At 32.0% G+C, this 26,323-nt stretch carries 24 protein-coding genes and 1 riboswitch; of the genes, 2 read left to right on the top strand and 22 right to left on the bottom strand.

Translation table 11 applies throughout. From position 1 onward, the window contains the following. Nucleotides 1–2: 2 nt before the first annotated feature. The 22 genes from CLCOS_RS11710 to CLCOS_RS11815 all read right to left on the bottom strand — a co-directional run bounded on the left by CLCOS_RS11710 (nt 3) and on the right by CLCOS_RS11815 (nt 21,675). Nucleotides 3–827, bottom strand: coding sequence for a sirohydrochlorin cobaltochelatase (locus tag CLCOS_RS11710; RefSeq protein WP_063600147.1), 825 nt, complete (start codon nt 825–827; stop codon nt 3–5). 34 nt (nt 828–861) lie between these two features. Next, nucleotides 862–1,584, bottom strand: a complete 723-nt coding sequence (gene cobJ, locus CLCOS_RS11715) for a precorrin-3B C(17)-methyltransferase (RefSeq protein WP_063600146.1) — start codon at nt 1,582–1,584, stop codon at nt 862–864. A 58-nt stretch (nt 1,585–1,642) separates the two neighbouring features. Continuing rightward, complete coding sequence (gene cbiG / locus CLCOS_RS11720; protein ID WP_063600145.1) at nt 1,643–2,647, bottom strand: cobalt-precorrin 5A hydrolase; 1,005 nt, start codon at nt 2,645–2,647, stop codon at nt 1,643–1,645. Next, nucleotides 2,628–3,404 (bottom strand): precorrin-4 C(11)-methyltransferase, encoded by a 777-nt coding sequence (gene cobM / locus CLCOS_RS11725; RefSeq protein WP_013239818.1) that lies wholly within the window; start codon nt 3,402–3,404, stop codon nt 2,628–2,630. Before cobM ends, cbiG begins: the two co-directional genes overlap by 20 nt. A gap of 12 nt (nt 3,405–3,416) precedes the next feature. After that, entirely contained in the window at nt 3,417–4,082 is a 666-nt protein-coding gene (locus CLCOS_RS11730) for a cobalt-factor II C(20)-methyltransferase (RefSeq protein WP_041705537.1), read from the bottom strand. Nucleotides 4,083–4,261: 179 nt separating this feature from the next. Then, the gene (cbiT, locus tag CLCOS_RS11735; RefSeq protein ID WP_063600144.1) at nt 4,262–4,828 is read right to left on the bottom strand and encodes a precorrin-6Y C5,15-methyltransferase (decarboxylating) subunit CbiT; all 567 of its coding nucleotides are present in this window, start codon (nt 4,826–4,828) and stop codon (nt 4,262–4,264) included. Nucleotides 4,829–4,845: 17 nt separating this feature from the next. Beyond that, nucleotides 4,846–5,463, bottom strand: coding sequence for a precorrin-6y C5,15-methyltransferase (decarboxylating) subunit CbiE (gene cbiE, locus CLCOS_RS11740; protein WP_063600143.1), 618 nt, complete (start codon nt 5,461–5,463; stop codon nt 4,846–4,848). A gap of 22 nt (nt 5,464–5,485) precedes the next feature. Next, on the bottom strand, nt 5,486–6,568 hold the full coding sequence (gene cbiD, locus CLCOS_RS11745; RefSeq protein WP_063600142.1) for a cobalt-precorrin-5B (C(1))-methyltransferase CbiD: 1,083 nt from the start codon (nt 6,566–6,568) through the stop codon (nt 5,486–5,488). Between the two features lie 25 nt (nt 6,569–6,593). Next, complete coding sequence (locus CLCOS_RS11750; RefSeq protein WP_063600141.1) at nt 6,594–7,214, bottom strand: precorrin-8X methylmutase; 621 nt, start codon at nt 7,212–7,214, stop codon at nt 6,594–6,596. A 38-nt stretch (nt 7,215–7,252) separates the two neighbouring features. Beyond that, a complete protein-coding gene (gene cobT / locus CLCOS_RS11755; protein ID WP_063600140.1) occupies nt 7,253–8,329 on the bottom strand; it encodes a nicotinate-nucleotide--dimethylbenzimidazole phosphoribosyltransferase in 1,077 nt (358 codons plus the stop codon). Nucleotides 8,330–8,435: 106 nt separating this feature from the next. After that, the gene (locus CLCOS_RS11760) at nt 8,436–9,770 is read right to left on the bottom strand and encodes a cobyrinate a,c-diamide synthase (protein ID WP_063600139.1); all 1,335 of its coding nucleotides are present in this window, start codon (nt 9,768–9,770) and stop codon (nt 8,436–8,438) included. Between the two features lie 23 nt (nt 9,771–9,793). Next, nucleotides 9,794–10,768: a porphobilinogen synthase gene (gene hemB / locus CLCOS_RS11765; protein ID WP_063600138.1), complete on the bottom strand. Its 975-nt coding sequence runs from the start codon at nt 10,766–10,768 to the stop codon at nt 9,794–9,796. Between the two features lie 5 nt (nt 10,769–10,773). Beyond that, a complete protein-coding gene (cobA, locus tag CLCOS_RS11770; protein WP_063600137.1) occupies nt 10,774–12,234 on the bottom strand; it encodes a uroporphyrinogen-III C-methyltransferase in 1,461 nt (486 codons plus the stop codon). Nucleotides 12,235–12,244: 10 nt separating this feature from the next. Next, nucleotides 12,245–13,117, bottom strand: a complete 873-nt coding sequence (hemC, locus tag CLCOS_RS11775) for a hydroxymethylbilane synthase (protein ID WP_063600136.1) — start codon at nt 13,115–13,117, stop codon at nt 12,245–12,247. Beyond that, nucleotides 13,114–13,776, bottom strand: coding sequence for an NAD(P)-dependent oxidoreductase (locus tag CLCOS_RS11780; protein ID WP_063600135.1), 663 nt, complete (start codon nt 13,774–13,776; stop codon nt 13,114–13,116). The genes hemC and CLCOS_RS11780 overlap by 4 nt, the downstream gene beginning before the upstream one ends. Nucleotides 13,777–13,797: 21 nt before the next feature. Beyond that, nucleotides 13,798–15,036 (bottom strand): pyridoxal phosphate-dependent aminotransferase, encoded by a 1,239-nt coding sequence (locus tag CLCOS_RS11785; RefSeq protein WP_063600134.1) that lies wholly within the window; start codon nt 15,034–15,036, stop codon nt 13,798–13,800. A gap of 32 nt (nt 15,037–15,068) precedes the next feature. Beyond that, on the bottom strand, nt 15,069–16,022 hold the full coding sequence (gene cbiB, locus CLCOS_RS11790; protein WP_063600165.1) for an adenosylcobinamide-phosphate synthase CbiB: 954 nt from the start codon (nt 16,020–16,022) through the stop codon (nt 15,069–15,071). Nucleotides 16,023–16,072: 50 nt separating this feature from the next. Beyond that, nucleotides 16,073–17,590 (bottom strand): cobyric acid synthase, encoded by a 1,518-nt coding sequence (locus tag CLCOS_RS11795; RefSeq protein ID WP_013239832.1) that lies wholly within the window; start codon nt 17,588–17,590, stop codon nt 16,073–16,075. Nucleotides 17,591–17,766: 176 nt separating this feature from the next. Then, nucleotides 17,767–17,939, bottom strand: a riboswitch (cobalamin riboswitch). A 111-nt stretch (nt 17,940–18,050) separates the two neighbouring features. Continuing rightward, nucleotides 18,051–18,776 carry an energy-coupling factor ABC transporter ATP-binding protein gene (locus tag CLCOS_RS11800; protein WP_013239833.1) on the bottom strand — a complete coding sequence of 242 codons (726 nt, stop codon included), beginning with the start codon at nt 18,774–18,776 and terminating at the stop codon, nt 18,051–18,053. Continuing rightward, the gene (locus CLCOS_RS11805) at nt 18,773–19,579 is read right to left on the bottom strand and encodes an energy-coupling factor transporter transmembrane component T (RefSeq protein WP_013239834.1); all 807 of its coding nucleotides are present in this window, start codon (nt 19,577–19,579) and stop codon (nt 18,773–18,775) included. Before CLCOS_RS11805 ends, CLCOS_RS11800 begins: the two co-directional genes overlap by 4 nt. Before the next feature lie 99 nt (nt 19,580–19,678). Then, complete coding sequence (locus CLCOS_RS11810) at nt 19,679–20,227, bottom strand: NUDIX domain-containing protein (protein ID WP_013239835.1); 549 nt, start codon at nt 20,225–20,227, stop codon at nt 19,679–19,681. Continuing rightward, nucleotides 20,227–21,675: a PLP-dependent aminotransferase family protein gene (locus CLCOS_RS11815; protein ID WP_013239836.1), complete on the bottom strand. Its 1,449-nt coding sequence runs from the start codon at nt 21,673–21,675 to the stop codon at nt 20,227–20,229. Before CLCOS_RS11815 ends, CLCOS_RS11810 begins: the two co-directional genes overlap by 1 nt. A 204-nt stretch (nt 21,676–21,879) precedes the next feature. Here CLCOS_RS11815 and CLCOS_RS11820 point away from each other — a divergent pair, with 204 nt between their 5' ends. Then, nucleotides 21,880–24,042, top strand: a complete 2,163-nt coding sequence (locus CLCOS_RS11820; protein WP_063600133.1) for a YhgE/Pip domain-containing protein — start codon at nt 21,880–21,882, stop codon at nt 24,040–24,042. A 51-nt stretch (nt 24,043–24,093) separates the two neighbouring features. Continuing rightward, the gene (locus tag CLCOS_RS11825) at nt 24,094–26,253 is read left to right on the top strand and encodes a YhgE/Pip domain-containing protein (RefSeq protein ID WP_063600132.1); all 2,160 of its coding nucleotides are present in this window, start codon (nt 24,094–24,096) and stop codon (nt 26,251–26,253) included. Nucleotides 26,254–26,323 lie beyond the last annotated feature (70 nt).

Consider the following 26,323-nt stretch of genomic DNA (forward strand, 5'->3'; position numbering starts at 1 on the left):
CCTTACATTTTAACTTTCATCTTTTCATCCATAAGAGGATTGCCTTCTATACAATCCCTAATGTGCTGCACATATATCTCCTGAAAAGCCTTGTTTTCCCCAAGTCCATGAAGATATGTGTTTATTTCAAATCCTTTAGATTTAAGTATTTGTTTCCATGAATCATTGTCTTCACCTGCCATGTCATTTGTAGCATGATCTCCTGCTACTAACATAAAAGGCATTAATGTTACTTTCTCAATATTATTTTCTTTCAGCTTAGGTATTATATTATCAATTGCAGGATACCCCTCTACAGTAGCTACAAAAGTATTTCCTATTTTCAAATCATCTAATACATATTGAAAAAGAGCATAGCTAGAATTACTTGGATGGGAAGATCCATGTCCCATTAACACTACAGCTTCATTTTGGCTAAGAGGTGGAAGCTGCTTTTCTAATGCCCTAGCAGCTATTACATAATCACTTTGTCTATAAAGTACAGGGCGACCTAGAACCAGTTTACTAAAGGACCCTTGATATTCATTTATACATCGAACTACCTTGTCATATTCATCTCCTGGCATTATATGAAGTGGCTGAACATAAACTTCTCTAAAGCCTTCATCTCTCATTTTATCCAGGGCTTCAGGCACCGTATCTATATAAATTTTCTTTTGATTTTTTAATTTCTTGATTATTATTCCGGAGGTAAAAGCTCTTCTAACTGCATATTCCTTAAATTCATTTTTAATTTCATTTTCCGTATCTTCAATACAGTTTTTAAGTGTTCCCAACATGCTTGTACCAAAACTTACCACAAGTATTCCTCTTTTTGCTTCCTTCAAATCTTATCACCTCTTTTAAGAATAGTTTTTTATTCTATTCTGGAATTTTGTAACCACGGGGAGTTATAAATATCCCATCTTTTATATAACTGTTACTGTTTCCTATTATAACTACGGACATCATGTCAACTACGCTGTCATCAAAAGAATCAAGTGTAAAAAGCTTATGCTCCTGACCTTCTCTAAGTGCATTTTTAACTACGGCTACAGGGGTATTGCCTTTTCTGTATTTTTTCACAATATCAATACATTCTTTTAAATAGTGTGGTCTACCCTTACTTTTAGGATTATAAAGTGATATTACAAAATCTCCAGAAGCTGCAAGTTCAATTCTCTTTTTTATAAGCTCATAAGGAGTCATAAGGTCACTTAAACTTATGTTACAGTTATCATGCATAAGAGGTGCTCCAACTATAGAAGCTGCTGCAGAGGAAGCTGTAAGTCCTGGAATTACTTCTACGTCTTCATCTTTTCTCATTTCCAAGATGAGCCCTGCCATACCATATATTCCTGGGTCACCTGTACTCACTATGGAAACTACGTGGTCTTTTGAAAGTTCAAGTGCTTTTTTGCATCTTTCCACTTCAGCTCTCATGCCTGTTGAAATTACCTCTTTATTTTTAATTAGGTCTTTTATCATCTCTATATACTTAGTATATCCTACAATTATTTCACTATTTTCTATTACCTTTACAGCACGTAAAGTCATATTTTCATATCCACCTGGTCCAATTCCTACTACATAAAGTTTACCCATTTTACACACATCCTTTATTTAATGCACAATTCACAGTGCACAATTCACAATTTTTAAATCAACATTTGTTTTTATGTACTTCACCTATACACAAGGTCATTCCATTTGCCTTTATTTTATCCGTAATTAAAGATGCTCCCGTAAGTTCTGTGCAAGGCTCGCACACTGCCCTTACGCCTATTGTTTTTTCAACAAAGTCACTGCCTTTATAGTTGTGATGTACTCTTCTTATATCTTCTATAGAATAGATTTTTAAATCACATTTGAAATATTCTGCAAGTTTTAATATGGCTTCTTCCTTTGCCTTTATTTCTACAGTAGAAATATACCTTACAGCTCTCTCATCTATATTGTAATCTAAAAGCAGCTTTTTAACTGTTTCTATCATCTGCTTCGAATCAAAATTTTTCCTGCAGCCAACTCCCAGCACAACATTCTTTCTTATGAGTTTTAGTGTTTTTATATTTTTAAAATTCTCATCACCAAAGGCTTTACACTTATTTGTAACACACAAAAGTCCTTGTATATTATCTAAATTGATGCTGTAACCTTTAGGAACATCCAGCAATTTATCTTCATCTATAAATCCTACTTTTTTGCCTTCCACCAAAAGGGCAGCTATGTATTTAGCATCTTTTAAATCATTTATAATGAATCCATTTTCTTTTGCAAAGACATCCGGTGCCTTTACCCCAATATTATCTGTAGCTGTAGTTATTACAGGAACAGCTTTGAGGATACTTGCCAATTGGCATGTAAGCTCATTTGCTCCACCTAAATGGCCGCTTAAAAGGCTAATTACAAATTTACAGGAACTATCTATGACAACTACTGCAGGATCCTTATCTTTTGATTTTATAAAGCTTGCTATGGCTCTTACAGCTATACCTGTAGAACTTATAAATACAACTGCCTTGTAATTTGACATGGCAGTTTCCGCTGCATCCTTAAGTTTAAAACCTTCCATATTATTTTTAGAATAAAGATCTACAGGAAAATGCTTTTTCATCTTATCACTTATTTTATCTCCTGCAGTTGTAACGCTAATTACCGCTATTTTCATTTTTTGCCTTTCTGAACATATGTGTAAAATTTTCATCGTACAAAAGGCTCTTATCATATTTACAATTGATAAAATCTCCTACAAGTATCTGCGCTGTTTTTGTTATATTTTCCTTCTTTACTTTTTCTACGATATCATCTAAAGTTCCTATAACACACTTTTCATCTTCCCAGGTAGCTTTTTGAATAACTGCTATAGGCACATTTCTACCATAGCCTTTCTTTAATTTTTCCACTACCTTGTCTATCATGCTTACAGACAAAAACAGTGCCATGGAAGCTCCTACAGAAGCTAATCTTTCCAAATTTTCTTTCTCTGGTACGGGAGTTCTTCCCTCTACTCTTGTGAGAATTATAGTTTGGCTTATACTTGGAAGGGTAAATTCTCTGTTTATAGCAGCTGCTGCAGCCGTAAAAGAACTTACTCCTGGAACAACTTCATAATCTATTCCAAGCTTGTCTAGTTCATCCATCTGTTCTCTTATAGCCCCATATATGGTTGGATCTCCTGTATGCAGTCTAACTATTTTCTTTCCTTCTCCATGATACTTTTTTATAACATCGATAACTTCATTTAAGGTCATGGAAGCAGAATTGTATACTTTTACTCCAACCCTACAGTATTCCAAATGATCTTTGCTTACGAGTGAACCTGCATATATAACCACATCTGCAGTTTTTAGTATATCTCTTCCCTTAACTGTTATTAAATCAGCATTTCCTGGTCCTGCTCCTATAAAGTAAACTTTATTTGTCATGTTCTTCCTCCTTTAATCTCTTTGGGCTATTATAAGAGACATATAATCTCTGCTTTTTAGTATATCTTCTCTATTTTTAAGTACTTCCTGTCCTTCTCTATAAGCTCTCTTTACACATATGTACTTGAATCCTTTTTCTTCTAATACATTTAATACATTTTCTTCTTTTCTATATACTTTCATTATTACTACAAACTTCTCATCTGTTATCTTATCTACCTGAGATGCAGGAAGAATCAAAACCCTTTCATCTCCTATAACAATACTCTGTCCTGCTAAACTTGCAGCAGCACAAAACGATGTTATTCCAGGTACAGTTTCTGTTTTATACCCCTTGTTTTTAATGTGATCTAAAAGATATATATAGGTACTGTATACAAAAGGGTCACCTATAGTCAAAAATGCCACATTTTTACCCTCATTTAATCTTTCCTCTATAGTCTTAAAAGCTTCAAATATCTTTCCTTCCTGCTCTTTTCCACCCATTGGAAAGTGTTTTATTATAACTTCTTTATTTTCATCTACAAAATTTTTAGCTGTATCAAAAGCTATGCTTCTATCTCCATCTTTTGCTGAAGGTGCAACTATTACCTCACATTTCTTTATTACATTTACAGCTTTTAGCGTCAGTAATTCTTCATCTCCAGGCCCAACTCCTATACCATAGAGAGTACCCATCTTTAAGGTATCTTTTTCCATAAGTTTTCACATCCTAACTACTTAATATAAAGTTTAAAGTCCAAATATCAAAGTTCAAATAATGATGACTTCCTTCGTACCTCAGCAAATCTATAATTTTAATGTTTTCTGACATTAGGAGGAAAATTATCATTATCTGTTATTTGTTCTTTAACAAATTATAAATTACGAATTGCACTTACTATAAATATACTGTTATTAGAAGTCATCATATAACTGTTCGCCCTGGTCTTATTTATTGATACTTGTATACATTCTACTTCACATTTCATACCTTTTAGAGTATCAAGGGCTTTATACAAATTATTTAAAGTTATAAAATTAAGCACCATTTTCCCATGTCCTTTTAGCTTTGCACCATATCTTTTTACTATTTCCTCTATATTTCCTCCGCTGCCGCCTATAAATACAGCATCAAAATAAGGTTCTATGCTTTCCTCTACCTCAAGTGCTTCTCCTTTTACAACTGTTAAATTGTTTACATTGAATTTATCTATATTTTTTTCAATTACAGAAAGTGCTTCTTCATTTTTTTCAACCGCAACTACCTGTCCCTTAGAGCATATCTTAGCCATCTGTACACTTACAGAACCTGTTCCAGCACCTACATCCAGCACTCTAAAATCTGGCTCAATTCCAAGTTTTGCAATGCTAAGTATTCTAATTTCCTCTTTTGTCATGGGACAGTTTCCTCTTATAAATTCATCATCTTTTATATATCTCATAAAAATTTCTCCCACTTTTATAGAGTTTTATTTTCAATTACAACTACACAAAGACCTCCAAAGTCTTTATCTTTTAGCTCTACAGCACTTCCTGAAGTGATTTTCTCATCCTCGTAAGAAAGATTTTCTCCTACATGCACTACTGCATCTACAGCATTTTCTTCTAGAATGCTGCACAGATAATCTGGTGAATGTTTTTTATCCGTAAACCATATAGAAATACGATTTTCCTTTACTATGCCTAAAAAATCTTCCTCTCTGCCGTGGAGACTTCCTAAAAAGGATCCCTGCCAGCTAAGTTTTACTTTTGCCATCATATATTGAAAAGAGCTTATACCTGGAATAACTTCTATGTCACCATCATAATTCTTTTTTAAATACTCCGTTATACCATAGTAAAGTGGATCTCCAGAAGCTGTAACAGATACGCTTTCATATTTTCCAGATTGCAAAATATTAAGTATATCCGTTAACTTTCTTACCTTTATCTTATTGCCTTCTATAAAGTCCAAACTATCTACTGCTCTTTCAAAACCCAATATAGCCTGCGAACGTTTCATTACAACTGCAGCCTTTGGAAGTATGTAATCTTTATTTCCAGGTCCTATGCCTACTATAAAAACCTTTGTATTCATAACCACACCTACTATTAAAATTTTACTTAGAAAGACTGCTGTAGAGCACTCCTCTTTTCATTGAATACATTATAACATCTGCTTCGATTGAATTATAGGTGTACTGTTCTATTCTATTTTTTACCTTAATACCTATATTTTCATAAAGCTTGTCATATCCATCTCCTAGAAGTTCTACAGCTCCTTCTGTAGTTTTTTCATTATACACTTTTTTTACAAGTTGCAAGTCTTCTCCCATTAAAGCAAGTTCCAGTGCCATTGTCTCAAGTCTTACATCTGATACCCTGCTGTGGGTGTTAAAACATCCTGAAGCAATTTTACTCATCTTACCTATATGTCCAATTACAAGTACTTTCTTTATATTTTTGTTCATGCAGCATCCTAGTGCAAAGCCAACATAGTTAGACATTATAACCATCTTGTTTTTATCCAGCTTCAAACTAGCTGCCATATTTTCTCCCATGTTTCCAAAGAGAAGTATAAGATCTTTGCACCCTTTAGCTATCTTTTGATTTATCTCAAGTTCTACAGACTGCTTAAGTGCTTCCTCAGACATTGGCATTACAATTCCACTTGTTCCAAGTATAGAAATTCCTCCTACTATATTGAGCCTTGGGTTAAATGTCTTTTTTGCTATTTTTTCACCTTCAGGTACAAATATAGTTATTTCTACACCTGAGTTTTCAGGAAGTACTTCTTTTACTTCTTTTTCAATCATCTTTCTAGGCACAGGGTTTATAGCAGCTTCACCTTTTTTCACATATAGTCCTTCACCTTTAACTATTCCAACACCTATGCCGCCTTTTAATCTATATCCTTTAGATATTTTCTTTGCCCTTGCCCATATCTCTATGCCATTTGTTATGTCTATGTCGTCTCCACCATCTTTTAAAACACAGCACTCTACAAAATCTTTTCCATACTTTACTTTTTCAATAGGTATCACAAGCTCAATACCTTTTGGAGTATCTATTTTCACTTCTTTTAAATCAGTTTTAAAATACAGCATAGTACAAGCTGCCTTTGCAGCCGCTGCCGCACAAGAACCTGTAGTATATCCACATCTAAGTCTTTTTCCATCACAATTTACATACATGTCAAGCACAATATCACCACCTAAAAGTGCCAAATTATCTAGTTATCATATACATAAGTGCATTTACTATAGCAGCTGCTATGTTGCTGCCGCCTTTTCTTCCTCTTATAGTTATCATAGGTACATCAAGTTTTTCTATTTCCTCTTTAGAATCTGCAGCTCCTACAAATCCTACTGGTGCTCCTACTATAAATTTAGGCTTTGCCTTTCCGGCTAAAGTAAGCTCCTTTAATTTATAAAGTGCTGTAGGGGCATTTCCAAATACAAAAAACTCCACTCCTTCTTCTACAGCTTTTTCTACAGCTGCCATAGAACGGGTTATACTTTTTTCCTTAGCGATATCTGCTATTTCACTTCTACTTACAAAACATTCTACTTTACAGTTGAGCTTTGCAAGTGCTTTTTTATTTATTCCTGCTGCAGCCATATTTGTATCTGTATATATGGTCACACCTTTTTTTAAAAGTCCCAAAGCACTATCTACAGCTCCTTCTCTTATATAAAGTATATCTTTATATTGAAAATCTCCTGTAGTATGTATTACCCTCTTTACTATAGAAAGTTCTCTTTCAGGAAAATTACATTCTCCCATTTCTTCTCCTATTATTTCAAAACTTCTTTTCTCTATTCCCATAGGTGATTTTATATAATCCATGATAATCTATTCTCCATTTCCTTATATGAAGTTAAAAACTACTTTTCCCTTATATCTATAAATTTATCTGAATTTTTTACATCTGCTTCTTCAAAAGTTGCCATATTGTCCATAGTATAAAGTGCGGCCTCTATTACTGAAAATTCTAAAGGACATCCTGAACCTTCTCCAAGTCTCATATCTAAATTTAACATAGGCTTTAATCCCAGTTCCCTCATTACATAGCTTATAGCTGGTTCTGCTGAAAGATGGGACGGAAATAAATAATCTCCTACCTTTTTATTTAATTTAAAAGCACATAAGGCAGCTGCCGAAGATATAAATCCGTCAATTACAATAGGTACTCTATTTTTAGCTGCTCCTAAAAAACATCCGCACATTCCTGCTATATCAAATCCACCTACTTTTGACAATACATCAATAATATCTTTTGGATCCGGTTTATTTATATCAATAGCAGCTTGTACAGCTTTCTTTTTGCTTTTAAGCTGTTCATCTGTTATTCCAGAACCTTTTCCAACTGTAAGGTCTACTGGTAAACCTGTAATTGCACTTAAAATTGCAGAACTAGTAGCAGTATTACCTACACCCATCTCTCCTGTTCCAAAAAGGTCATATCCTTCTTTTACAAGATTATCTACTGACTCTATACCTGCCTCAATGGCCTTTATGCATTCTTCTCTAGTCATAGCTGGTCCTTTAGCCATGTTTTTTGTACCATAGGCCACTTTTTTATTTATTATTCCAGGCTCTTTAAAGTCATAATCCACTCCTACATCTACTACAGTTATATCCGACTTGGCAAAATCCGAAAGCACACAAACTCCTGTTATGCCTCTTGCAAAATTTTTAGTAACTGTTACTGTAAGATCTTTAGGACAGTTACTTACCCCTTCTTCTACTACTCCATTATCAGAACACATAATAACTATATTTTTTTTATGTATTTTATTATGTATTTTTCCTGTAATTCCTGCCATTTTAGCAGCTATTTCTTCAAGTTTTCCAAGGCTTCCTATAGGTTTTGTCAAACTGTCCAATCTTTCCCATGCCTTTTTTACAGCCTCTTCATCTTTTCCCTCTATACACTTTAAAGTTTCTTCAAATAAACTCATAATACATACCCCCCAATTTACTTTTAAAATTATTAAATTTACCCCTTACTATATAAGACACTAAAAACACAAAAATAGTAACGCACTTTTTAAAACTTTTTTATCTTTATTTTTTTGATGCCCCTGAAATTTTTTGTAACATATCTAAGTTTCCAAAGAAGTGAATGTGGGCATAAGCTCCTAAAGTATTGTTTTTAACGTACCCGCAGTTCCACTTTTTTATTTTTCCATCGTAAGTATCCTTAGTTACGTTATAAATTTTTTCTTCTTCTGAATCGATATAGGATTTATGAAACTCATGACAATTTACTTTAAGTCCTAAAGGTAAAATGTTATTTTCCTTAGCTACTTCTACCTCGGCATATCCAAAGTTTTGTAATCTGGAAGTCATGTGAGCCTTTCCTTTAAAAAATCCAACTGTGTCAAAGACAGCACTTTTGTCTACATTTTCCATACCTTCTGTCAAATACATAAGTCCTCCGCATTCGGCATAGCATCTAAGTCCCGCTTTTAATTCTGTTTTTATACTTTCCATCATAGATATATTGCTGCTAAGCTCCTCTATAAAAACTTCAGGATATCCGCCTCCTATGTACAAAAAGTCTATATTAGAAGGTAATTTTTTATCTTTAAGGGGACTAAAGGATATAGTTTCACCTAGTTCCTCTAAAAGTTCTATATTTTCCTTGTAATAAAAGCTGAAGGCTTTATCGTAAGCTACTGCTGTCCTTATCTTCCTATTTTCAATATGGTAGTCATCCTTAAAGTTCTTGTTTTCCTTAAAGCATCTAAGCAGCATTTCAACATCCACATTTTTTAAAATAAGTTCACTGCATAGGTCTATTTTTTCATTTAAGTCACCTACTTCACTGCTTTGGACAAGTCCTAAATGTCTGCTCTTAAGGGAAAGCCTTTCATCCTTTGGAATGTAGCCAAATACCCTTATATTGCAATTTTTTTCTACAGCAGCTTTCAAAAGTTTATAGTAACTATCTCCTATATTATTAAATATCACTCCTGCTATATTTAAATTTTCAAAGTTCACTATTCCATTTATTTCAGCACATAAGGTAGTACTTTGAGACTTAGGGCTCATAACAAGTACCACAGGCAGGTCCAGTACCTCAGCTATATTAGCTGTAGAATACTTGCTGTCTATCCCCTTGCCGTCATATAATCCCATAACACCTTCAATTATTCCTAGTTCTCCTTTTCCCCTACTGAAAGAGGCCTTTACTCCCTCTTCTCCCATAAGGTATAAATCCAAATTTCTAGAACTAGTTCCAGTTATGCTTCTATGAAATGCAGGATCTATATAATCCGGTCCTACTTTGTAACCTTGAACTTTATATCCTTTTTTCATAAGTGCTTTCATAAGTCCAATAGTTACTGTAGTCTTTCCGCCTCCACTACTGTTTGATGATACAATAATACTTTTCAATGCCCATCACCCTATTTCATTTTTTACTTGAACTCTTCTTTAATCCACCTGCATATGTCAAGAGCATAATAAGTAATTATCATTCCTGCTCCTGCCCTCTTTATGCAAGTTAGCATTTCCTTTACTATAGCTTTTTCATCTATAAGACCAGCTTTAGCTGCTGCTTTAACCATGGCAAATTCTCCACTTACATTATAAGCAGCTACTGGCAAGTCAAATTTGTCCCTGGCAAGTCTCACTACATCTAGATAAGGAAGGGCTGGTTTTACCATTATTATGTCTGCCCCTTCTTTTATATCATCTTCTATTTCCAGCATAGCTTCTCTTACATTGGCTGGATCCATCTGATAACCCTTTCTGTCACCAAATTTAGGTGCTGAATCCGCTGCATCTCTAAAAGGTCCATAAAATGCAGAACAGTATTTGGCACTGTAAGCCATTATAGCTACATTTTTAAATCCATTCTCATCTAATATATTTCTAATAGCCTCAACTCTTCCATCCATCATATCCGATGGTGCTACCATATCTGCTCCAGCTTGTGCATGAGAAAGTGCTATTTTAGCTATATATTTAAGTGTTTCATCATTGTCTACTTCATGTCCATTGAGTATTCCACAGTGGCCGTGGCTTGTATACTCACACATGCATACGTCTGTAATTATATAAAGTTCTGGATCTAATTCTCTCAGTTTTCTAACTGCCTTTTGAATTATTCCATTTTCCTCAAAAGCTGAAGTTGCCACCTCATCTTTATGATCTGGAATTCCAAATAAAATTACACTCTTTACTCCCGCATCTTTAATTTCTTTTACAGCTTCAGGAAGCCTGTCAATAGAATAGTGGTAATTATTGTCCAGTGAAGATATTTCTTCTTTAATATTTTCTCCTTCTACCACAAATAATGGATAAATAAAATCGCTTGGATTGAGTACAGTTTCCCTAACCATATCTCTTATAATTGGATTTTTTCTAAGTCTTCTGTGTCTTCTAAACATATTTTTTACTTCCCTTCTAATAGTCGTTTTATAACTCCGTCTGTAGTATATTCTTCAGACATTTCATAATCTATATCATGCTTTTTCAGCTCTTTACCTGTTATAGGTCCTATAGAAATTACCTGCTTTTCCTTTATAGCAGAAAGTCCTACAAGTTCTATCATGTTTCTAACTGTAGTTGGACTTGTAAAAATAACTGTATCTACATCATTAAAACAATTTTTATCAGTTAAACTTCCAGCTATTGTCTCATAAGTATAACATTCATCTACCATGCAGCCTTCTTCTCTCAAGGCTTCTGCCAAATAAGGTCTTGCATTTTTAGATCTTGGAATAAATACCTTGTCTCCTTTTTTTATGAAACCTTTCATTTTATCATGGAGACTTTCAGCTACAAACTTTTCTGCTACTATCTCAGGTATAATTCCCTTACTTTTTATAGCTCTTTCTGTGGCAGGACCTATAGCTGCAAATTTTCCTTTTATATTTCTAATATCATAATTTTCGGTTAGAAGTCGTTCAAAAAAGCTGTTTACCCCATTTACACTGGTGAAAATAATATAATCATACTCCGGCAATTTACCTAAATACTCTTTGATATTTTCTGAAGTATATTTTATTTCTATGGAATGTATCTCAGTAACCTGAGCTCCTAAATCAAGAAGTTTTTCTCTCATTTCACGTGACTGAGCCTTTGATCTTGTGATACATACATTTTTTCCAAAGAGAGGCTTTTTTTCATACCAATCAAGCTGCTCATTGAATTTTATAACATCTCCTATAACTATTATGCATGGAGAAGTCAGTCCTGCTTCTTCAGCTTTTTCTTTTATGTCTTTTATTTTTCCTACAACTTTTTTTTGCTTTGAAGTAGTTCCCCTCATAACTACAGCACAAGGAGTATTTTCATCCATACCATTTTCCTTAAGTTTGCTGCATATTACTTCCAAGTTTCTAAATCCCATTAAAAAAATAAGTGTTCCTCCTATTTTAGCTGCAGCTTTCCAATTTATATCCAGCTTTTCAGCAGTCTTTCCTGTAAAGATATGAAAACTTCGAGCTACTTTTCTATGAGTTACAGGTATTCCTGCATAATTTAATGCTGATATTGGAGAAGTTATTCCGGGTATGACCTCAAACTCTATATTTTCTTTTAAAAGAGCTAGAGCTTCTTCCCCTCCTCTTCCAAATACATAGGGATCTCCACCTTTAATTCTTCCTACTACATGTCCTTTTTTAGCAAGTTCAACTAACATGTTATTTATTTCATCTTGATTTTTATAATGGCATCCTGGTTCCTTACCACAGTAATATATTTCACAGTCCTCATTTACATATTTTAAAATTCCAGGGCCTGCCAATCTGTCATACATAACTGCAGTACATTCACTTAGTTTTCTCACTGCCTTTAAAGTTATAAGTTCCTCATCTCCAGGTCCTGCACCAATAAGATAAACTTTACCCATAGTATCCTCCTTAAGCTTTCAATATCATTTTTGCAAGTTTTTCACCTAAAACCATATAATCTTCCTTGTTCCCTGTTACATCTTTTTTTATAAGTTTATTTCCTACCATGAACATTCCCATGATATTTATAGTATCTTTATCTATTTTTGCATAGGCACCTATGGTGGAATGACAATCTCCATTTAATGTCCTCATAAAGCTTCTTTCAGCTTCTACACAAATCCTTGTATTTTCATCGTCTAATTTACTGAAAAAGCTCTTATTTTTACTGTCTTTTTTTGTTTCTATACCAAGAGCTCCTTGTCCAATTGCAGGTACCATATCTTCCACCTTAAAATACTCAGTAACTAGTTCCTCTAAGTGAGACCTTTTAATTCCTGCAGCTGCCAAAACTATGCCATCTAAGTTTTGACTTTCTATTTTACTTATTCTAGTCTGTATATTTCCCCTTATAGGAGCTATCTCTATATCCGGCCTTAATATCTTTAACTGTTCTGCTCTTCTATTGCTGCTTGTCCCAATTTTAGCTCCTTTAGGAAGTTCATTAAAAGGTACTTTATCTTTAGATACAAAGGCATCCCTTACATCTTCTCTCTGCATAATAGCAGCTATTTCAAAATCTTCCGGCACATCAAAAGGTACATCTTTCATACTGTGAACTGCTGCATCTGCTTCATCTTTGAGAAGTGCCAGTTCAATTTCCTTTAAGAAAAGACCTTTTCCACCTATTTTATTTAGGGCTATGTCAAGTCTCTTGTCTCCCATTGTTTCTATAAGCACTTTTTCACACTTTGCATTATAATCTTTTTCCAGTATATCCATTACTATTTCAGTTTGAGTCTGGGCTAATTTGCTCTTTCTAGTTGCAATTTTAAAATTCAAATGTTATCACCATCCTGTGTTATCCTTAAATTTGCTGTTGTAAAAAACATATTTATTACATCTAGGGCCTTTCCCTTTTTATAAAAAAAGTAAAAATCATCTGTACATATAAACTTCATAATTTTTTTCTTATTATCTATACTGCAAATGCTATTTCTTATATGAGAAGTAAATTCTACAAATTCATCATAGTCTTTTATATAATCTACCAGCTTATTTGCAATAAATACAGAAGTTACAGGTGATACTCCTTTTGTATTTATCCCAATTGAAATATTTTTAGTATTTCTCTGGCAGGGTGTAATGCAATTTCCATTTTCAGGCTTAGTTGCATCTATATATATTTTACATAACTTTCTGCAATCCTCTGCTATACTGTAGTTTACTTTCACATCATCTGTAGCTATTACTACAAGGTGCTTGTCTTCTATATACTTCTTTTCATACTCTGCATTAATTATATTTACATTAGGGAGGCTCCCTATATTTTCAAAATCATCCATAAACTTTTTAGACAATATATAAACCTGGCATCCTTTTTTTGAAAAGGTTTTTGATTTAATGTAAGCTGCATGTCCTCCCCCTAATATAATCACTTTTATTTTAGGAGATAGTAGCGACAAAAGCATATTATTATTTTCTAAGTTGTTTACCTTCATCTCTTCTTCTCCCCTTAAAACTTAAGTAGTTACATCTTTACTTATTTTTTTTAACACCTGTAGTATTCTTTCATTTCTCCACCTATCTTTTACAGCTAGCCTTATAAATTTACTATCAAGTTTCTTAAAATTATTGCATCTTCTTATGAGAACATCTTCCTTTAAACATCTATCATATAGCTTCTGACAATCTTCATATTTCATTTTACATAATACAAAATTGCTGTAGCTATCATACACTTTTTCAAATAAAGGTATTTCTTTTAACTCATCTAACATAAATTTTCTTTCTTTTTCTATCCAAGAAATGGAGTCTTCTATGTATTTCTTATCTTTAAAAACATTCTCGGCTGCTGTTTCTGCAAAGGAGTTTATGTTCCATGGATTTTGTTTGGATTTTATACTTTTTATTAAACTTTCATTTTTACAAAGTCCATATCCCATTCTTATTCCCGGAAGTGCAAAAAATTTAGTAAGAGCCCTGATTAAAAATACACATTTATATTTCTGCGCCTCCCTTAAAAAAGAACATCCTCTTTTTCCTGTAAACTCCACGAAAGCTTCATCTATAATTATAGTTTTATGATTTTCTTCACAGTAATCAAGTATTTCTTTAAACTTCTCTTTATCTATTACACCGCCATTTGGGTTATTTGGATTACCTATAATTAAGGCTTCTGACTTTGTTATTTTTTGTCTGATATCTTTATAATCATACTCCATATTCTCTTTCAAATGTGAATGTATTATTTGGCAGTTCCATTTTGCTGCATTTTTTTCATATTCTATAAAAGAAGGTACTACAATACAGATGCTTTTAAAACAGCTGATTACAAGATCTATTATCTCTGCAGCTCCATTACCTAATACAATGTTTGTATCTTCCATGCTGCTTGATATTTTTTCTTCTTCAATGTAAACAGAGTTCTTGGCATCAGATGGAGTTTTTGACTTCCCCTGATACTTAGAAATCGTTATCCAGGGACGTAGCTGCTCTTTGCTCCCACTTGAAGAAGTGGGAGTATTAGAGCAGGTAGTCATCGGATAAAAGTAATTTAATGAAAAATTTATATACTCTTTTATTGAATTTTTAAGTTGTCTATACTCCACATCAGGATACTTTTCTACATCTTTTAATGCTTTCTCTATATTTTCTTTGAAACTTAAAGGTACTCCTAGTGGATTTATATTTGAACTGAAATCCAAAAGCTTTCTTCCCTTTAAAAGTCCCTCTGTATATATATCCCCACCATGTTCCATAATAACACATCCTATATCATTGATTTTCTAAATTACGCTCTGGGTAATCCAATTATAACTATTCCACATAAAATCATAAAAAGTATTTCGGTAAAATACATAATTATTATGCACTGTCCTATGTGTTTAAAACTTAGTTCCATAAGTTTATCCCCTATAGTAGGTTTATAAACTACTTGACCAAAATAAACATTTGTGCCACCAAGCTGTATTCTCATAGCTCCAGCTGCTGCTGCCTCAGGATAAGCACAATTAGGACTCTTGTGGTTTTTCCTGTCCCTTATCATTATTTTAAAAGACTTAAAAGGATTTCCTTTTACTACAAAAGCGGATATACACATAAGTACCCCTGTAATTCTAGAAGGTATAAAATTAAATACATCATCTACCTTTGCAGGAAAAAATCCTATGTACCTATACTTTTCATTCATATATCCAAGCATGGAATCCATAGTATTTATTCCCTTATAGAGCATAGCAAGTGGTGATCCAAAAATAGCTGCATATATAAGTGGTGCTATTACTCCATCGGAAGTATTTTCCGCCACAGTTTCCACATCTGCCCTTATTATTTCCTGACTGCTTAAAGAGGATGTATCCCTTCCAACTATATAAGAAAGCTTGGTTCTTGCATCTTCAATATCTTCATTTTTAAGGGCATAGTATACTTTCTTTGCCTCTATAGCAAGGCATTTAGCAGAAATAGTCGTCCAAATAATAAATGTATTTACTATATTGTATAAAATAACATTTTTTCTTAAAAGCAGCAGTACTGCAAAAGGCACAATAAAACTAACAAATGCAACAAGGAAAACAATTAATCCACCAAATGCTTTTAAGCTCTCCTCTTTTTTGCAAAGCTTTCTTCCCTTTTTATCTAAATAAGATATAAGCTTTCCTATATATATAACGGGATGGGGAAACCAATAGGGATCTCCTATTATCCAATCAATTACAACTGCTATCACAATATCTATTAAATTCATAAATACAAAAGAACTGGACAAATTTAACCCCTCTTTTCTAAATTTAATTACTATCTTTTAATTCCCATAATATTGTATATCTTATCTATATCTAAATTCTTTCGCACTATGCTTGCTAACTTATCCAATTCTCCTTCTCTAAGATTTTCATATGTCTTAGATTTTTTATAACCTAATCCTTTATTTTCTCTTATCTTATTTACAATAAATTCTCTAAAATCAATTCCATCGAAAACTCCATGTATATAAGATCCAATTACATTTCCTGACATATTTATGGCACCATCTTCTGTGTCAACCTTTTCACCATTTTTATCAGTTATATTAAACAATGGTCTTGCATCTTTTCCATATTTGCATATTCCCATATGTATTTCATATCCGTATACATCCAATTTTCTATTAGTTAAAGATTCGCCATCCTTTTTTATTGGAAAGTCAATTTTACTTTTTGCATTTACTCTAGTTGTAACCTTTTCTTTTTCAAATATAGTTTCTATGTCTAAAAGTCCTATACCCTCTACTTTTCCTACATCTGTCTCCACTCCATAAGGATCTTCTATGACTTTACCAAGCATTTGATATCCACCGCATAGTCCTATGACAAGTCCAGTTTTACTATACTCTTTTATTCGATCCTCAAGGCCGCACTGTCTAATTTTAAGTAGATCTTCTATAGTATTTTTACTTCCTGGAATAATGACTAAATCTGGATTTCCAAACTCTTCTACAGATGTTATAAATCTTACGGAAACGTCTTCTTCGCTCTTAAGCGCATCTAAATCTGTAAAATTAGATATATGAGGCAGCTTTATTACGGCTATATCAATAGGTGCTGTAACTCTTTTATTGAATTCTACAGCTCCATCTTCATCCTCAAGTGCCAATCTAAAATGAGGTATGACACCAAGACAAGGTACCTTTACTATATCCTCAAGCATCTTAAGCCCCGGCTCCAGTATATCTTTATCTCCTCTAAATTTATTTATTATAGTACCCTTTACTCTTTTTTTCTCCTCTTCTGTAAAAAGCAGCATTGTTCCTGCAATGGATGCAAATACTCCTCCTTTGTCTATGTCTCCTGCTAAAAGTACTGGTGCATCTACTGATTCTGCCATACCCATATTTACAATGTCTCTATCTCTTAAATTTATTTCTGCAGGACTTCCTGCTCCTTCCATTACTATTATGTCAAATTTCTTCTCCATCTTTTCAAAGTGTTCTTTAAGCATATCCCTAAATTCCAGCTTCATATTATGATATTGCATAGCAGTGCTGTTACCATACACTTTTCCGTTAACTATTATTTGGCATTTCTTATCTGAAGTTGGTTTTAACAATATAGGGTTCATATATGCTTCCGGCTGCAATCCAGCTGCATAAGCCTGAAGTACCTGAGCCCGTCCCATCTCTTTGCCATCTAATGTTATATATGAGTTCAATGACATATTTTGAGATTTAAAAGGACATACTGAATAACCATCTTGTTTAAATATTCTACAAAGGGCTGAAACAATTATACTTTTTCCTACAGAAGAACCAGTTCCCTGAATCATAATTTTTGCCATAACAATTACTCCTCCCAAAACTTCCTAAATATAATAAAAAGTTTAATTTTAATTAATACACACATATCTATATTAAAGCCAAAAGGCAGTAAGCTTTAGAAAGCTAACTGCCTTTAACATAAAAACCTCAGCTTAAGCTGAGGTTAACCACACTAAAAGTTTCTCTCCCTCCGAAAGCATATAATAACAATCAGGCAGGTCTCCTGGCTTATGATTCATATTTACTTTAACCTTCCTCTTTTACGAGTGGTAACTAAAGTTCATCATCACATACAGTAGCGGGGGCTGCTACGGAGTTTAACCGTATTCCCTTTTCACCTATAAAGGCACCTGAATTTTCTATTTAATTTATACTCTAAGTTTATTATAATTAGAGTTTTATGTCAACTTGAAATATCCAATATATTACATAAAGCAAATAAAAATTTCATGGAATTCTAAAGTTTTACAGTTAATAACACTATTTGATATTATATTTCACTAAAAACTCAGTATCCTCCATTACTTTGTTGTAAGCGTCATCCCTTATTATATGGTGATCTTCAGAAAATACAAGAACTCGTTTAAAAAGTCCATTAACATATTCAAAATCATGTGTTGAACATATTATAGTTTTTCCTGCTTTATTTAATTTGATAAAAAGATCATTTAAGAATTTCTTTCCCTTAGGGTCTATTCCACTCATAGGCTCATCTAAAACCAAAACTTCAGGATTTAATGCAAGTACAGCAGCTATAGCCACTCTCTTTTTTTCTCCCCCACTTATGTTATAAGGCTCCCTGTTTTCTAAATCCTTCACATTTAAAAGTTCTAGACAGTCATTTACCCTTTTATTTACTTCATCTTCATCCATTCCCATTTGCCTTGGTCCAAAAGCAATTTCCTCGTATACACTAGAGCAAAAAAGTTGTGCATCGGAGTTTTGGAATACAAATCCTACTTTTTTATGGAACTTCTTTGAGAAGTTACCTTTTTCCAATTCATTTTTACATATTTTCACATCATCAAAATAGTAATTTCCCTTTGTGGGAAATACCACTCCATTTAATAATTTTAAAAAGGTAGATTTACCACTTCCATTTGCACCTATAAGCGCTATGGATTCTCCTTGTTCTATAGTTACATTTATATCTTTTAATACTTCATTATTTTTATATTTAAAAAAAGCATTCTCAATTTTTATCATCTTAATCCCACCCTAGATATGTAAAAATACATAGTTATGATAAGTACATTAACTATTAAATATATTAGATCAAAAAACTTAAATTTAAATTTTTTGTGAGACACATATTCTCCTGTAAATCCCCTACATTCCATAGCACAATACATTTCATCTCCCATTTCTTTTGATTTTAAAAATAAACTGCCAATTATCTTTGAAATAGAAGAATACTTTTTACTATTTCTTCCTATAGATCTAAGCTTTAGTGCATAAAACATGTCCAAAGAAAATTCACCTAATATATAAATGTATTTTAAAGTTATGTCAAATACCAAAATAAATATGTCTGGTATAAAAAACATCTTTAGCGCCTTAGTTATATCATGCCATTTAGTTGTATAAGATAAAACATTTATTGAAATTATAGTACCAGCTACTTTTAGTAAAAGCATTTCACTATTTCTAATGTTCCCCATAAGTATGGAAGGTATGAGCATTATAAATGTAAAAAATGGAATAGAAATGCTTAAAAGCAGTATTTTTTTTATATCTTGAACATCCAAAAAACTTAAAATTAGTAGAAAATAAACATCTACAAGCATTACATAAGTAAAATTTTTAGACAACGATAAAAATAATATATTTAAAATAGTAAAGGAAAGTTTTAACATAGGATTTAAATTATATATAAAGCTATTATTTACTTTATTGTTCCTTTTGATAAGAGATAATAGATGTAATATAGAAAATATACTTTTATCTATAAATTTGTCTTTATCTTCTTTGGGAACGTATTCATCCTTTTTTAAAAGCCAATCCTCCATAAATTACACCCTCAATTCTAATTTTTAATTTTTCTGCTTCCTTGTTAAAAATATATCATACTAACAGTTATTATTCAACTAAATACAAAAACATTATTCTTAGCTTAATCCATAAAAAACATACCATACACCCATTCCTATAGCAGTTCCCCTTGCCTGTTCTTTAATCAAAAAGTCTTTAAGTTCTTCTCTGTGAAGTGCAATTACCTGTATATCTTCCTCTGGCTCCAGCTTTTGTATGGGAATTTGATTTTCCATTAAATCTTCATATATATCAACCCTTGCTAACGTAACCTTATCCGTTAAAAGTGCAGGATTTGAATAAAGCATAGGGCTCATTGACTTTACTTCTCCCTTATATCCAGTTTCCTCCTCCAATTCTCGTAGTGCATTTTCGCCTATATTATCCCCTTCCACAAGACCTGCTGGAAATCCAATAACGTATTTATCTATAGCAGCTCTGTATTGTTTGATAAATATATACTTATTAGATGGTACGAGTTTGCCAACTATTACTACTGTATTTGTAGTATTGGTTCTCTTTATTCTTTCCCACTTTAACTCCTCATTATTTTTTCCTGTATAAGTTATTTCCTGTAATTGAATCCACTTTCCTTTATACAGTGTTTTTTCCGATATTCTTTTCATCAAGTCCATCCTCCTATTTTTTTAGCCTCCTGGCCTATTATCATAATTCCTTTTTTTATATCTTCTTCACTGACTCTTGAAAATCCAAGCCTAAAAGTATCATATCCCTCATCATTTACATAAAATACATCACCAGGAGTAAATATTACTCCTCTCTTGCAGCATCTTTCTAAAAGCTTTCTGGAACTTATATTCCTTAGCTTTATAAATATATGCATTCCCCCCTCACCAAATATCTCTTCACAAGGTATATTCTCTCTTGCACACTTTAAGGTGAATTCATATTTTTCCTTATATACTCTTCGAGCTTTCTTTATGTACTTTTCAAAATTGCCTTGATTTAAGTAATCATAAAAAATTGCCTGATCCAGAGAAGAAGTATGAATATTCCTAGCCCTTTTGCAACTCTCTAAATAGTTTATAAGTACTTCATCCGCGAGTATCCATCCTATCCTTATTCCAGGAAATAATACCTTTGAAAAGCTTCCTATATATATAATACTATTTCCACTACCGCTAAAAGCAGCTATAGGTGATACATGAGTTCCTGAATACCTAAGCTCTTCATTAAATCCATCTTCAATTATAGGTACACTATAACTTTTAAGTATGTTATATAACTTCACCCTATTTTCAGGAGGCATGACAATACCTGTAGGATTTTGATAGGATGGAATAAAATATGATATCTTAAATTTATTTTTTTTCAGCTCTTCACTAAGATCTTTTAAACATACTCCGTCTTTTTCAACTTTTACTCCAGTTATATTGAGTCCATGTAGTTTCATAATTTTAATTGCAGTATTATGAGTTGGATTTTCACAAAGTATATTATCTCCTCTTTCCGTAAGACAAGATAATATTAAATCAAATCCTTCGGTAAATCCATTTGTTATAAGTATATCCTTTTCCTTTGTACAAACTCCTTTACTTTCCATATATTTAAGTAAATATTGAATAAGGGGCCTATAACCTTTAGCATACCCATAATTCAACACTTTTTCTCCTTCTATAGACATACGATTTAAAAAAGCTTTTTTAAATTCATCTACATTAAAAAGTTTTTCATCAGGAGCTATACTTTTAAAGGATATCATTCCTTTTTCCCATTTTGCTTCATGTTTTATTATATCTAATCTTTCGGAAAGTTTGCCATATTGATTTATTTTGTCTTCCCAATCTATACTCCACTTTTCCTGAAAATCTACTTTTACATCCGATACAAAGGTACCCCTTCCTTTTTTCATGTATACAAATCCTTCATCTTGCAAAAATTCATAAGCATACATTACACTATTTCTGCTTATTTTTAGCATTGAAGCCATCTCTCTTGTGGAAGGAAGTTTTTCTCCACTTCTAAGCATACCCTTAAGTATCATATCTTTAATATAATCTTTTAGCTGTATATATACAAGCCTATCTTTATTTATCTTAAGTTCCGAAAACATAACAAGTTTCACCTCAAATATATTCTTGCACAATTTTACTAATAAATAAAGAATAATATTAATAAATAAGTTATTGACATATAGTAAAAAAAATGTTTCAATAATACTGACTAGTCAGTTAATATTTAAATATTATATAATTTCATTATTGAGAATAATTTTCCATATATTTATTTTAGATATTTATTTTAGGAGGATTCATATATGCTAAGAAATATTATACAAGTTTTTAAAAGAGATATGAAAAGTATTGTTAAAAATAAAATGACAATGTTGATTGTTGCAGGTGTATGCATACTTCCATCTCTCTATGCATGGGTCAATATAAAAGCATGTTGGGATCCTTATGGAAATACAAGCAGCATTCCTGTAGCCATAGTTAATGAGGACAAGGGTACGAACTTTAACGGAAAAAATTTAAATACAGGAAATGAAATCGTAGAAAAATTAAAAGATAACCATAAAATAGGCTGGAAATTTGTAAACGCTAGAAACGCGGATATGGGTATCATAGATGGTACATACTATGCCATGATAAAGATTCCAGAAGATTTCTCAAGGAATATTACAAGCATAACATCAAATACTCCTAAAAAAGCTGAGATCATTTATAAAGTGAATACAAAAAATAGTCCTGTAGCTCTTAAAATAACTGATGCAGCAAGAAACACGCTAGCAGAACAAATAAAATCAAATTTTATATATACAGTAAATCAAACTATATTTTTTTCTTTGAACATTTTTGGTAAAAATGCAGAAAATGATAAACAAAACATTATAAATTTGAAGGATGCAATAATAAAATTAAGTGACAATATGGATGTTATAACAGATGTTCTTGGAGGCATAAGTGATGATTCAAATGATTTTAATTCAACGCTTTCTCAAATTAAATCAGGTATTCCTATGATAAATTCAAGAATAACTACTTTAGAAAATGGTAATGACACAAACAATTCATCTGTGCTATCCCTTCAGTCTTCCATGAACAATACCTTTGATAACATTGCATTTAATTTAAATACCTCAAAGACTGATATATATAGGATTCAAAATTCGATCTTAAATTTTAATTCAGTAGTTTCAACTTCCAAGTATTCAAATATAGATACCGCTGTAACTAAAATCAATTATGAGATAAATATATTATATAATAAAATCAATTCAACCATTAACATTCTTGAAAAATTTAATAATTTTAAAAACGATGACAGTACATCAGAACTTATAAATTCATTAAAAAATACTAGGGATTCATTAAATACAGAGAAAAAGAAAATAAACGATATCCAAAAACAACTTGAAAGTTCAAATGAAATAAATAGGGATTTGATTAATTCAATAACAAATGACACTGCAAATTTAAATCAGCAATTAATAGATGAAACCAATGCATACAATGGGCAGGTAAGAAAAAGCTTAAATTCCACGGCGGCTGAACTTGTTGAGTCCACAGATAAAGCTTCTTCTGTTTTAAAATCTATACAAGATCTTACTTCCCATGGAGATAATTCCTTAGATGCGTTAATAAACGGAAGTGAGCTGACAGCAAATTCATCCAGCAAACTAAACAATAGATTACTGGAATTTAAGGGTATTATTAACAATTTGGCAGATAAACTTAAGCTAGTAACTAATAATGACATAATACAGATAATCACCATATTGCAAAATAACCCTGATTTTATGGGTAGCCTTGCATCAAGCCCATTTAATGTGAAGGAACAAAATATATACACTATTTCAAACTTTGGATCTTCCATGGCTCCAGCTTATACTACACTTTCAATCTGGATTGGATCTATTATTCTTGTATCCATTTTTAAAACAGATGCAGATAGATTTAAAGGTGATGAAAGATTGAGCTTTAAAGAAAGGTATCTTGGTAAAATGAGTACCTTTATAGTTTTTGCATTAGCACAGGGATTTATAGTTGCTATTGGGGATAAACTTTTGCTAAATGTCCAAATGGTAAATACATTTTTAATGATAATGGTAGCTCTAGTTTCATCTTTTACTTTTACTGTAATAACATACACCCTTGTTTCTATGTTTGGTAACTTGGGGAAGGCTATATCCATTGTTTGGCTTATAACTCAAATAGCAGGAAGTGGAGCAACCTATCCAATACAGCTTGATTCACTTATTTTTAGAATAATGCAGCCTTTATTTCCATTTACCTATTCAGTAAGTGGATTCAGAGAAGCTATCGCAGGACCTCTTATAAGTACTGTAGTTATGGATTTTACGTTTATGATTTTAATTTCAATGTGTTTTATACTATTAGGTATATTTTTAAAGAAACCTTTGCAAAATAAAATCTATAAGTTTAGAGCCAAGCTTTCACAATCTGGTATAGGAGATTAAAGCATTTGAAAGAAAATGCCTTAAACAATATTAATTTTAGGAGGAAATACATTGAAGGTAATATTCAAACTATTAAAAAGAGATTTTAAAAATATAATAAAAACTCCATCAGTGCTTGCTTTAATTTTATTATTGTGCGTCCTTCCATCTCTTTATGCTTGGATTAGCATTAAAGCCTCATGGAATCCTTATGCCAATACAAATAGAATGCCTATAGGTGTAGTAAACAATGACAGCGGTACAACTATTAACGGTAAAAATTTAAATGTTGGAAATGAAATAGTTAAAAATTTAAAGAAAAATAATTCTATAAATTGGATTTTTATAGATGACTGGCAGGGAAATTATAATCTTAATTCAGGAAAATATTATTCACTTATAGAGATACCTGCTGACTTTTCCAGCAAACTTTCCACTTTAATTACAGCATCACCTGAAAAGCCTAGTATAATCTATAAATCTAATGAAAAGCTAAATGGAATAGCCACTAAAATTACAGATTCAGCTAAAAATTCCTTAGCAGATACTATAAAAAGTTCTCTTACAAAATCCGTAAACATGGAAGCTCTTAAAATGCTAAACTCTACAGGTAAAAAGCTTGAAACAGACAAGCCGCAAATTTTACAATTAAAGGATGCTTTACCTCAAGCAATATCTACCTTAAATGATATAAAAGGTAATATGTCACAGGAAAATTCCAACTCCAAAAGTCTGCAGCAATATCTAAGTGGAGTTCAAACAGATTTACCAAAATTGTCCAAAGAGATAACTAGTCTTCATAATATTGTAGCACAGAGCAGAACACTGACTTTATCTACCAAGGAATCTCTAAACTCTATGCAAAGTGATTTAAATAAAGATATAAATGAAATTGAGTCAAAAGAAAATCAAGTTCAACTTTTGCTTAACAACCTGCAAAATATAAATAATATGGATGCTGGCAAAAGTTCAGCTGCAAGTATTATAGAAAATATGAGTAATTTGAATAATTCTTTAATAGATAGTATAGATACTGATATTAAAATTCTAAATGAGATAAATGGATTTATAAATACTAATATAACAAGTGATCTTATAAACTCATTGAAGTCCCTAAGAAATTCGTTAAGCACTGAAAACAATTATTTGGCTGAGTTAAAGAATTTAATAAATAGCAACTCTTCACAAGATAGTATTAATCAAGTTATATATGAACTTTCATCATTAAGTAGTGAATCATCAGAAGATATAAGCAATATATCAAATATCTTTTATTCAGGAACATATGAATCCATGAATTTATTATCAGACACATTGACATCCAATTTAGATAGTATTGATTCAATACTTAATGCAACTGGGCAATTGGTACCCGAATTAAATCTTATGGCAAACTCAGGAATATCAAGCAGTAAAAATTTAGTTAATCAAAGAGATAGGTTAAGTAAAAAGCTAATAGATATTCAAAATAACTTAAACAAATTAAGTGATAAAATAAAGGACTTAAACGATGAAAACTTAACTTCAATAATAAATATAATGGAGAAAGATCCTAATAAAATATCAGATTTTATATCATCACCTATTGAATTGAAAAATGTTGAACTATATAATTCAGGTCTTTTTGGATATGGAATAACGCCTTTTTATACTACTCTTGCAATATGGGTGGGAGCTTTGTTGTTATGCTCCATGCTAACACTAAAATGTAAAGATCTCGAAAGTGGAGAAAATGTGAAATTGTCACATAAATACTTTGCCAAATTACTTCTATTTTTAATAATATCAATTATACAAACTACCATTATAACTTTAGGAGACATATATATAGTAGGGATAAAGCCAGAAAATTTATGGCTTATGATGGGATTTGCATTTACCTGCAGCTTTACTTTCACTATTATTATAGTTACATTAGTATCTATTATGGGTAACATTGGAAAAGCCGCTGCAGTTATAATCATGGTCTTTCAAATTGCAGGGGCAGGAGGACTTTATCCTGTAAAAACCTTGCCTCAAATATTTGGAGTACTAGAACCTCTTTGGCCTTTTACATATGCTATAAATGGATTCAGGGAAGCTATAGCAGGACCTATTTGGAGTAATGTGTATAAGGATTTCCTCACTTTAATGGCTTTTGCAGGTGCATTCTTGATTATTTCTGTCTTAAAAAAGCCTCTTCACAAATTAACTGATAAAGCAGAAAGTCAATTCAAAGAATCAGGTTTATAGTAATACCAACAATATATCAAGCAGACTTTTACTATAAAAACAAGCTATTTCCAATACTATCTTTATAATA

The sequence above is a fragment of the Clostridium coskatii genome (assembly GCF_001675205.1).
GTDB classification, from domain to species: Bacteria; Bacillota; Clostridia; order Clostridiales; family Clostridiaceae; genus Clostridium_B; species Clostridium_B ljungdahlii.

Excerpts from the sequence above, each read along its gene's own strand:
- cobJ (WP_063600146.1), bottom strand. The coding sequence starts at position 1,584 with ATGGGTAAACTTTATGTAGTAGGAATTGGACCAGGTGGATATGAAAAT.
- cbiG (WP_063600145.1), bottom strand. The coding sequence starts at position 2,647 with ATGAAAATAGCGGTAATTAGCGTTACAACTGCAGGAGATAAAATAAGT.
- cobM (WP_013239818.1), bottom strand. The coding sequence starts at position 3,404 with ATGACAAATAAAGTTTACTTTATAGGAGCAGGACCAGGAAATGCTGAT.
- CLCOS_RS11730 (WP_041705537.1), bottom strand. The coding sequence starts at position 4,082 with ATGGGTACTCTCTATGGTATAGGAGTTGGGCCTGGAGATGAAGAATTA.
- cbiT (WP_063600144.1), bottom strand. The coding sequence starts at position 4,828 with ATGAGATATATAAAAGATGATGAATTTATAAGAGGAAACTGTCCCATG.
- cbiE (WP_063600143.1), bottom strand. The coding sequence starts at position 5,463 with ATGAATACAAAGGTTTTTATAGTAGGCATAGGACCTGGAAATAAAGAT.
- CLCOS_RS11750 (WP_063600141.1), bottom strand. The coding sequence starts at position 7,214 with ATGGATTATATAAAATCACCTATGGGAATAGAGAAAAGAAGTTTTGAA.
- cobT (WP_063600140.1), bottom strand. The coding sequence starts at position 8,329 with ATGAGTTTATTTGAAGAAACTTTAAAGTGTATAGAGGGAAAAGATGAA.
- hemB (WP_063600138.1), bottom strand. The coding sequence starts at position 10,768 with ATGTTTAGAAGACACAGAAGACTTAGAAAAAATCCAATTATAAGAGAT.
- cobA (WP_063600137.1), bottom strand. The coding sequence starts at position 12,234 with ATGGGTAAAGTTTATCTTATTGGTGCAGGACCTGGAGATGAGGAACTT.
- CLCOS_RS11780 (WP_063600135.1), bottom strand. The coding sequence starts at position 13,776 with ATGAAGGTAAACAACTTAGAAAATAATAATATGCTTTTGTCGCTACTA.
- CLCOS_RS11785 (WP_063600134.1), bottom strand. The coding sequence starts at position 15,036 with ATGGAACATGGTGGGGATATATATACAGAGGGACTTTTAAAGGGAAGA.
- cbiB (WP_063600165.1), bottom strand. The coding sequence starts at position 16,022 with ATGAATTTAATAGATATTGTGATAGCAGTTGTAATTGATTGGATAATA.
- CLCOS_RS11795 (WP_013239832.1), bottom strand. The coding sequence starts at position 17,590 with ATGGCAAAAATTATGATTCAGGGAACTGGTTCTTCTGTAGGAAAAAGT.
- CLCOS_RS11800 (WP_013239833.1), bottom strand. The coding sequence starts at position 18,776 with ATGATAAAAATTGAGAATGCTTTTTTTAAATATAAAAATAATGAAGTA.
- CLCOS_RS11805 (WP_013239834.1), bottom strand. The coding sequence starts at position 19,579 with ATGGAGGATTGGCTTTTAAAAAAGGATGAATACGTTCCCAAAGAAGAT.
- CLCOS_RS11810 (WP_013239835.1), bottom strand. The coding sequence starts at position 20,227 with ATGAAAAGAATATCGGAAAAAACACTGTATAAAGGAAAGTGGATTCAA.
- CLCOS_RS11815 (WP_013239836.1), bottom strand. The coding sequence starts at position 21,675 with ATGTTTTCGGAACTTAAGATAAATAAAGATAGGCTTGTATATATACAG.
- CLCOS_RS11820 (WP_063600133.1), top strand. The coding sequence starts at position 21,880 with ATGCTAAGAAATATTATACAAGTTTTTAAAAGAGATATGAAAAGTATT.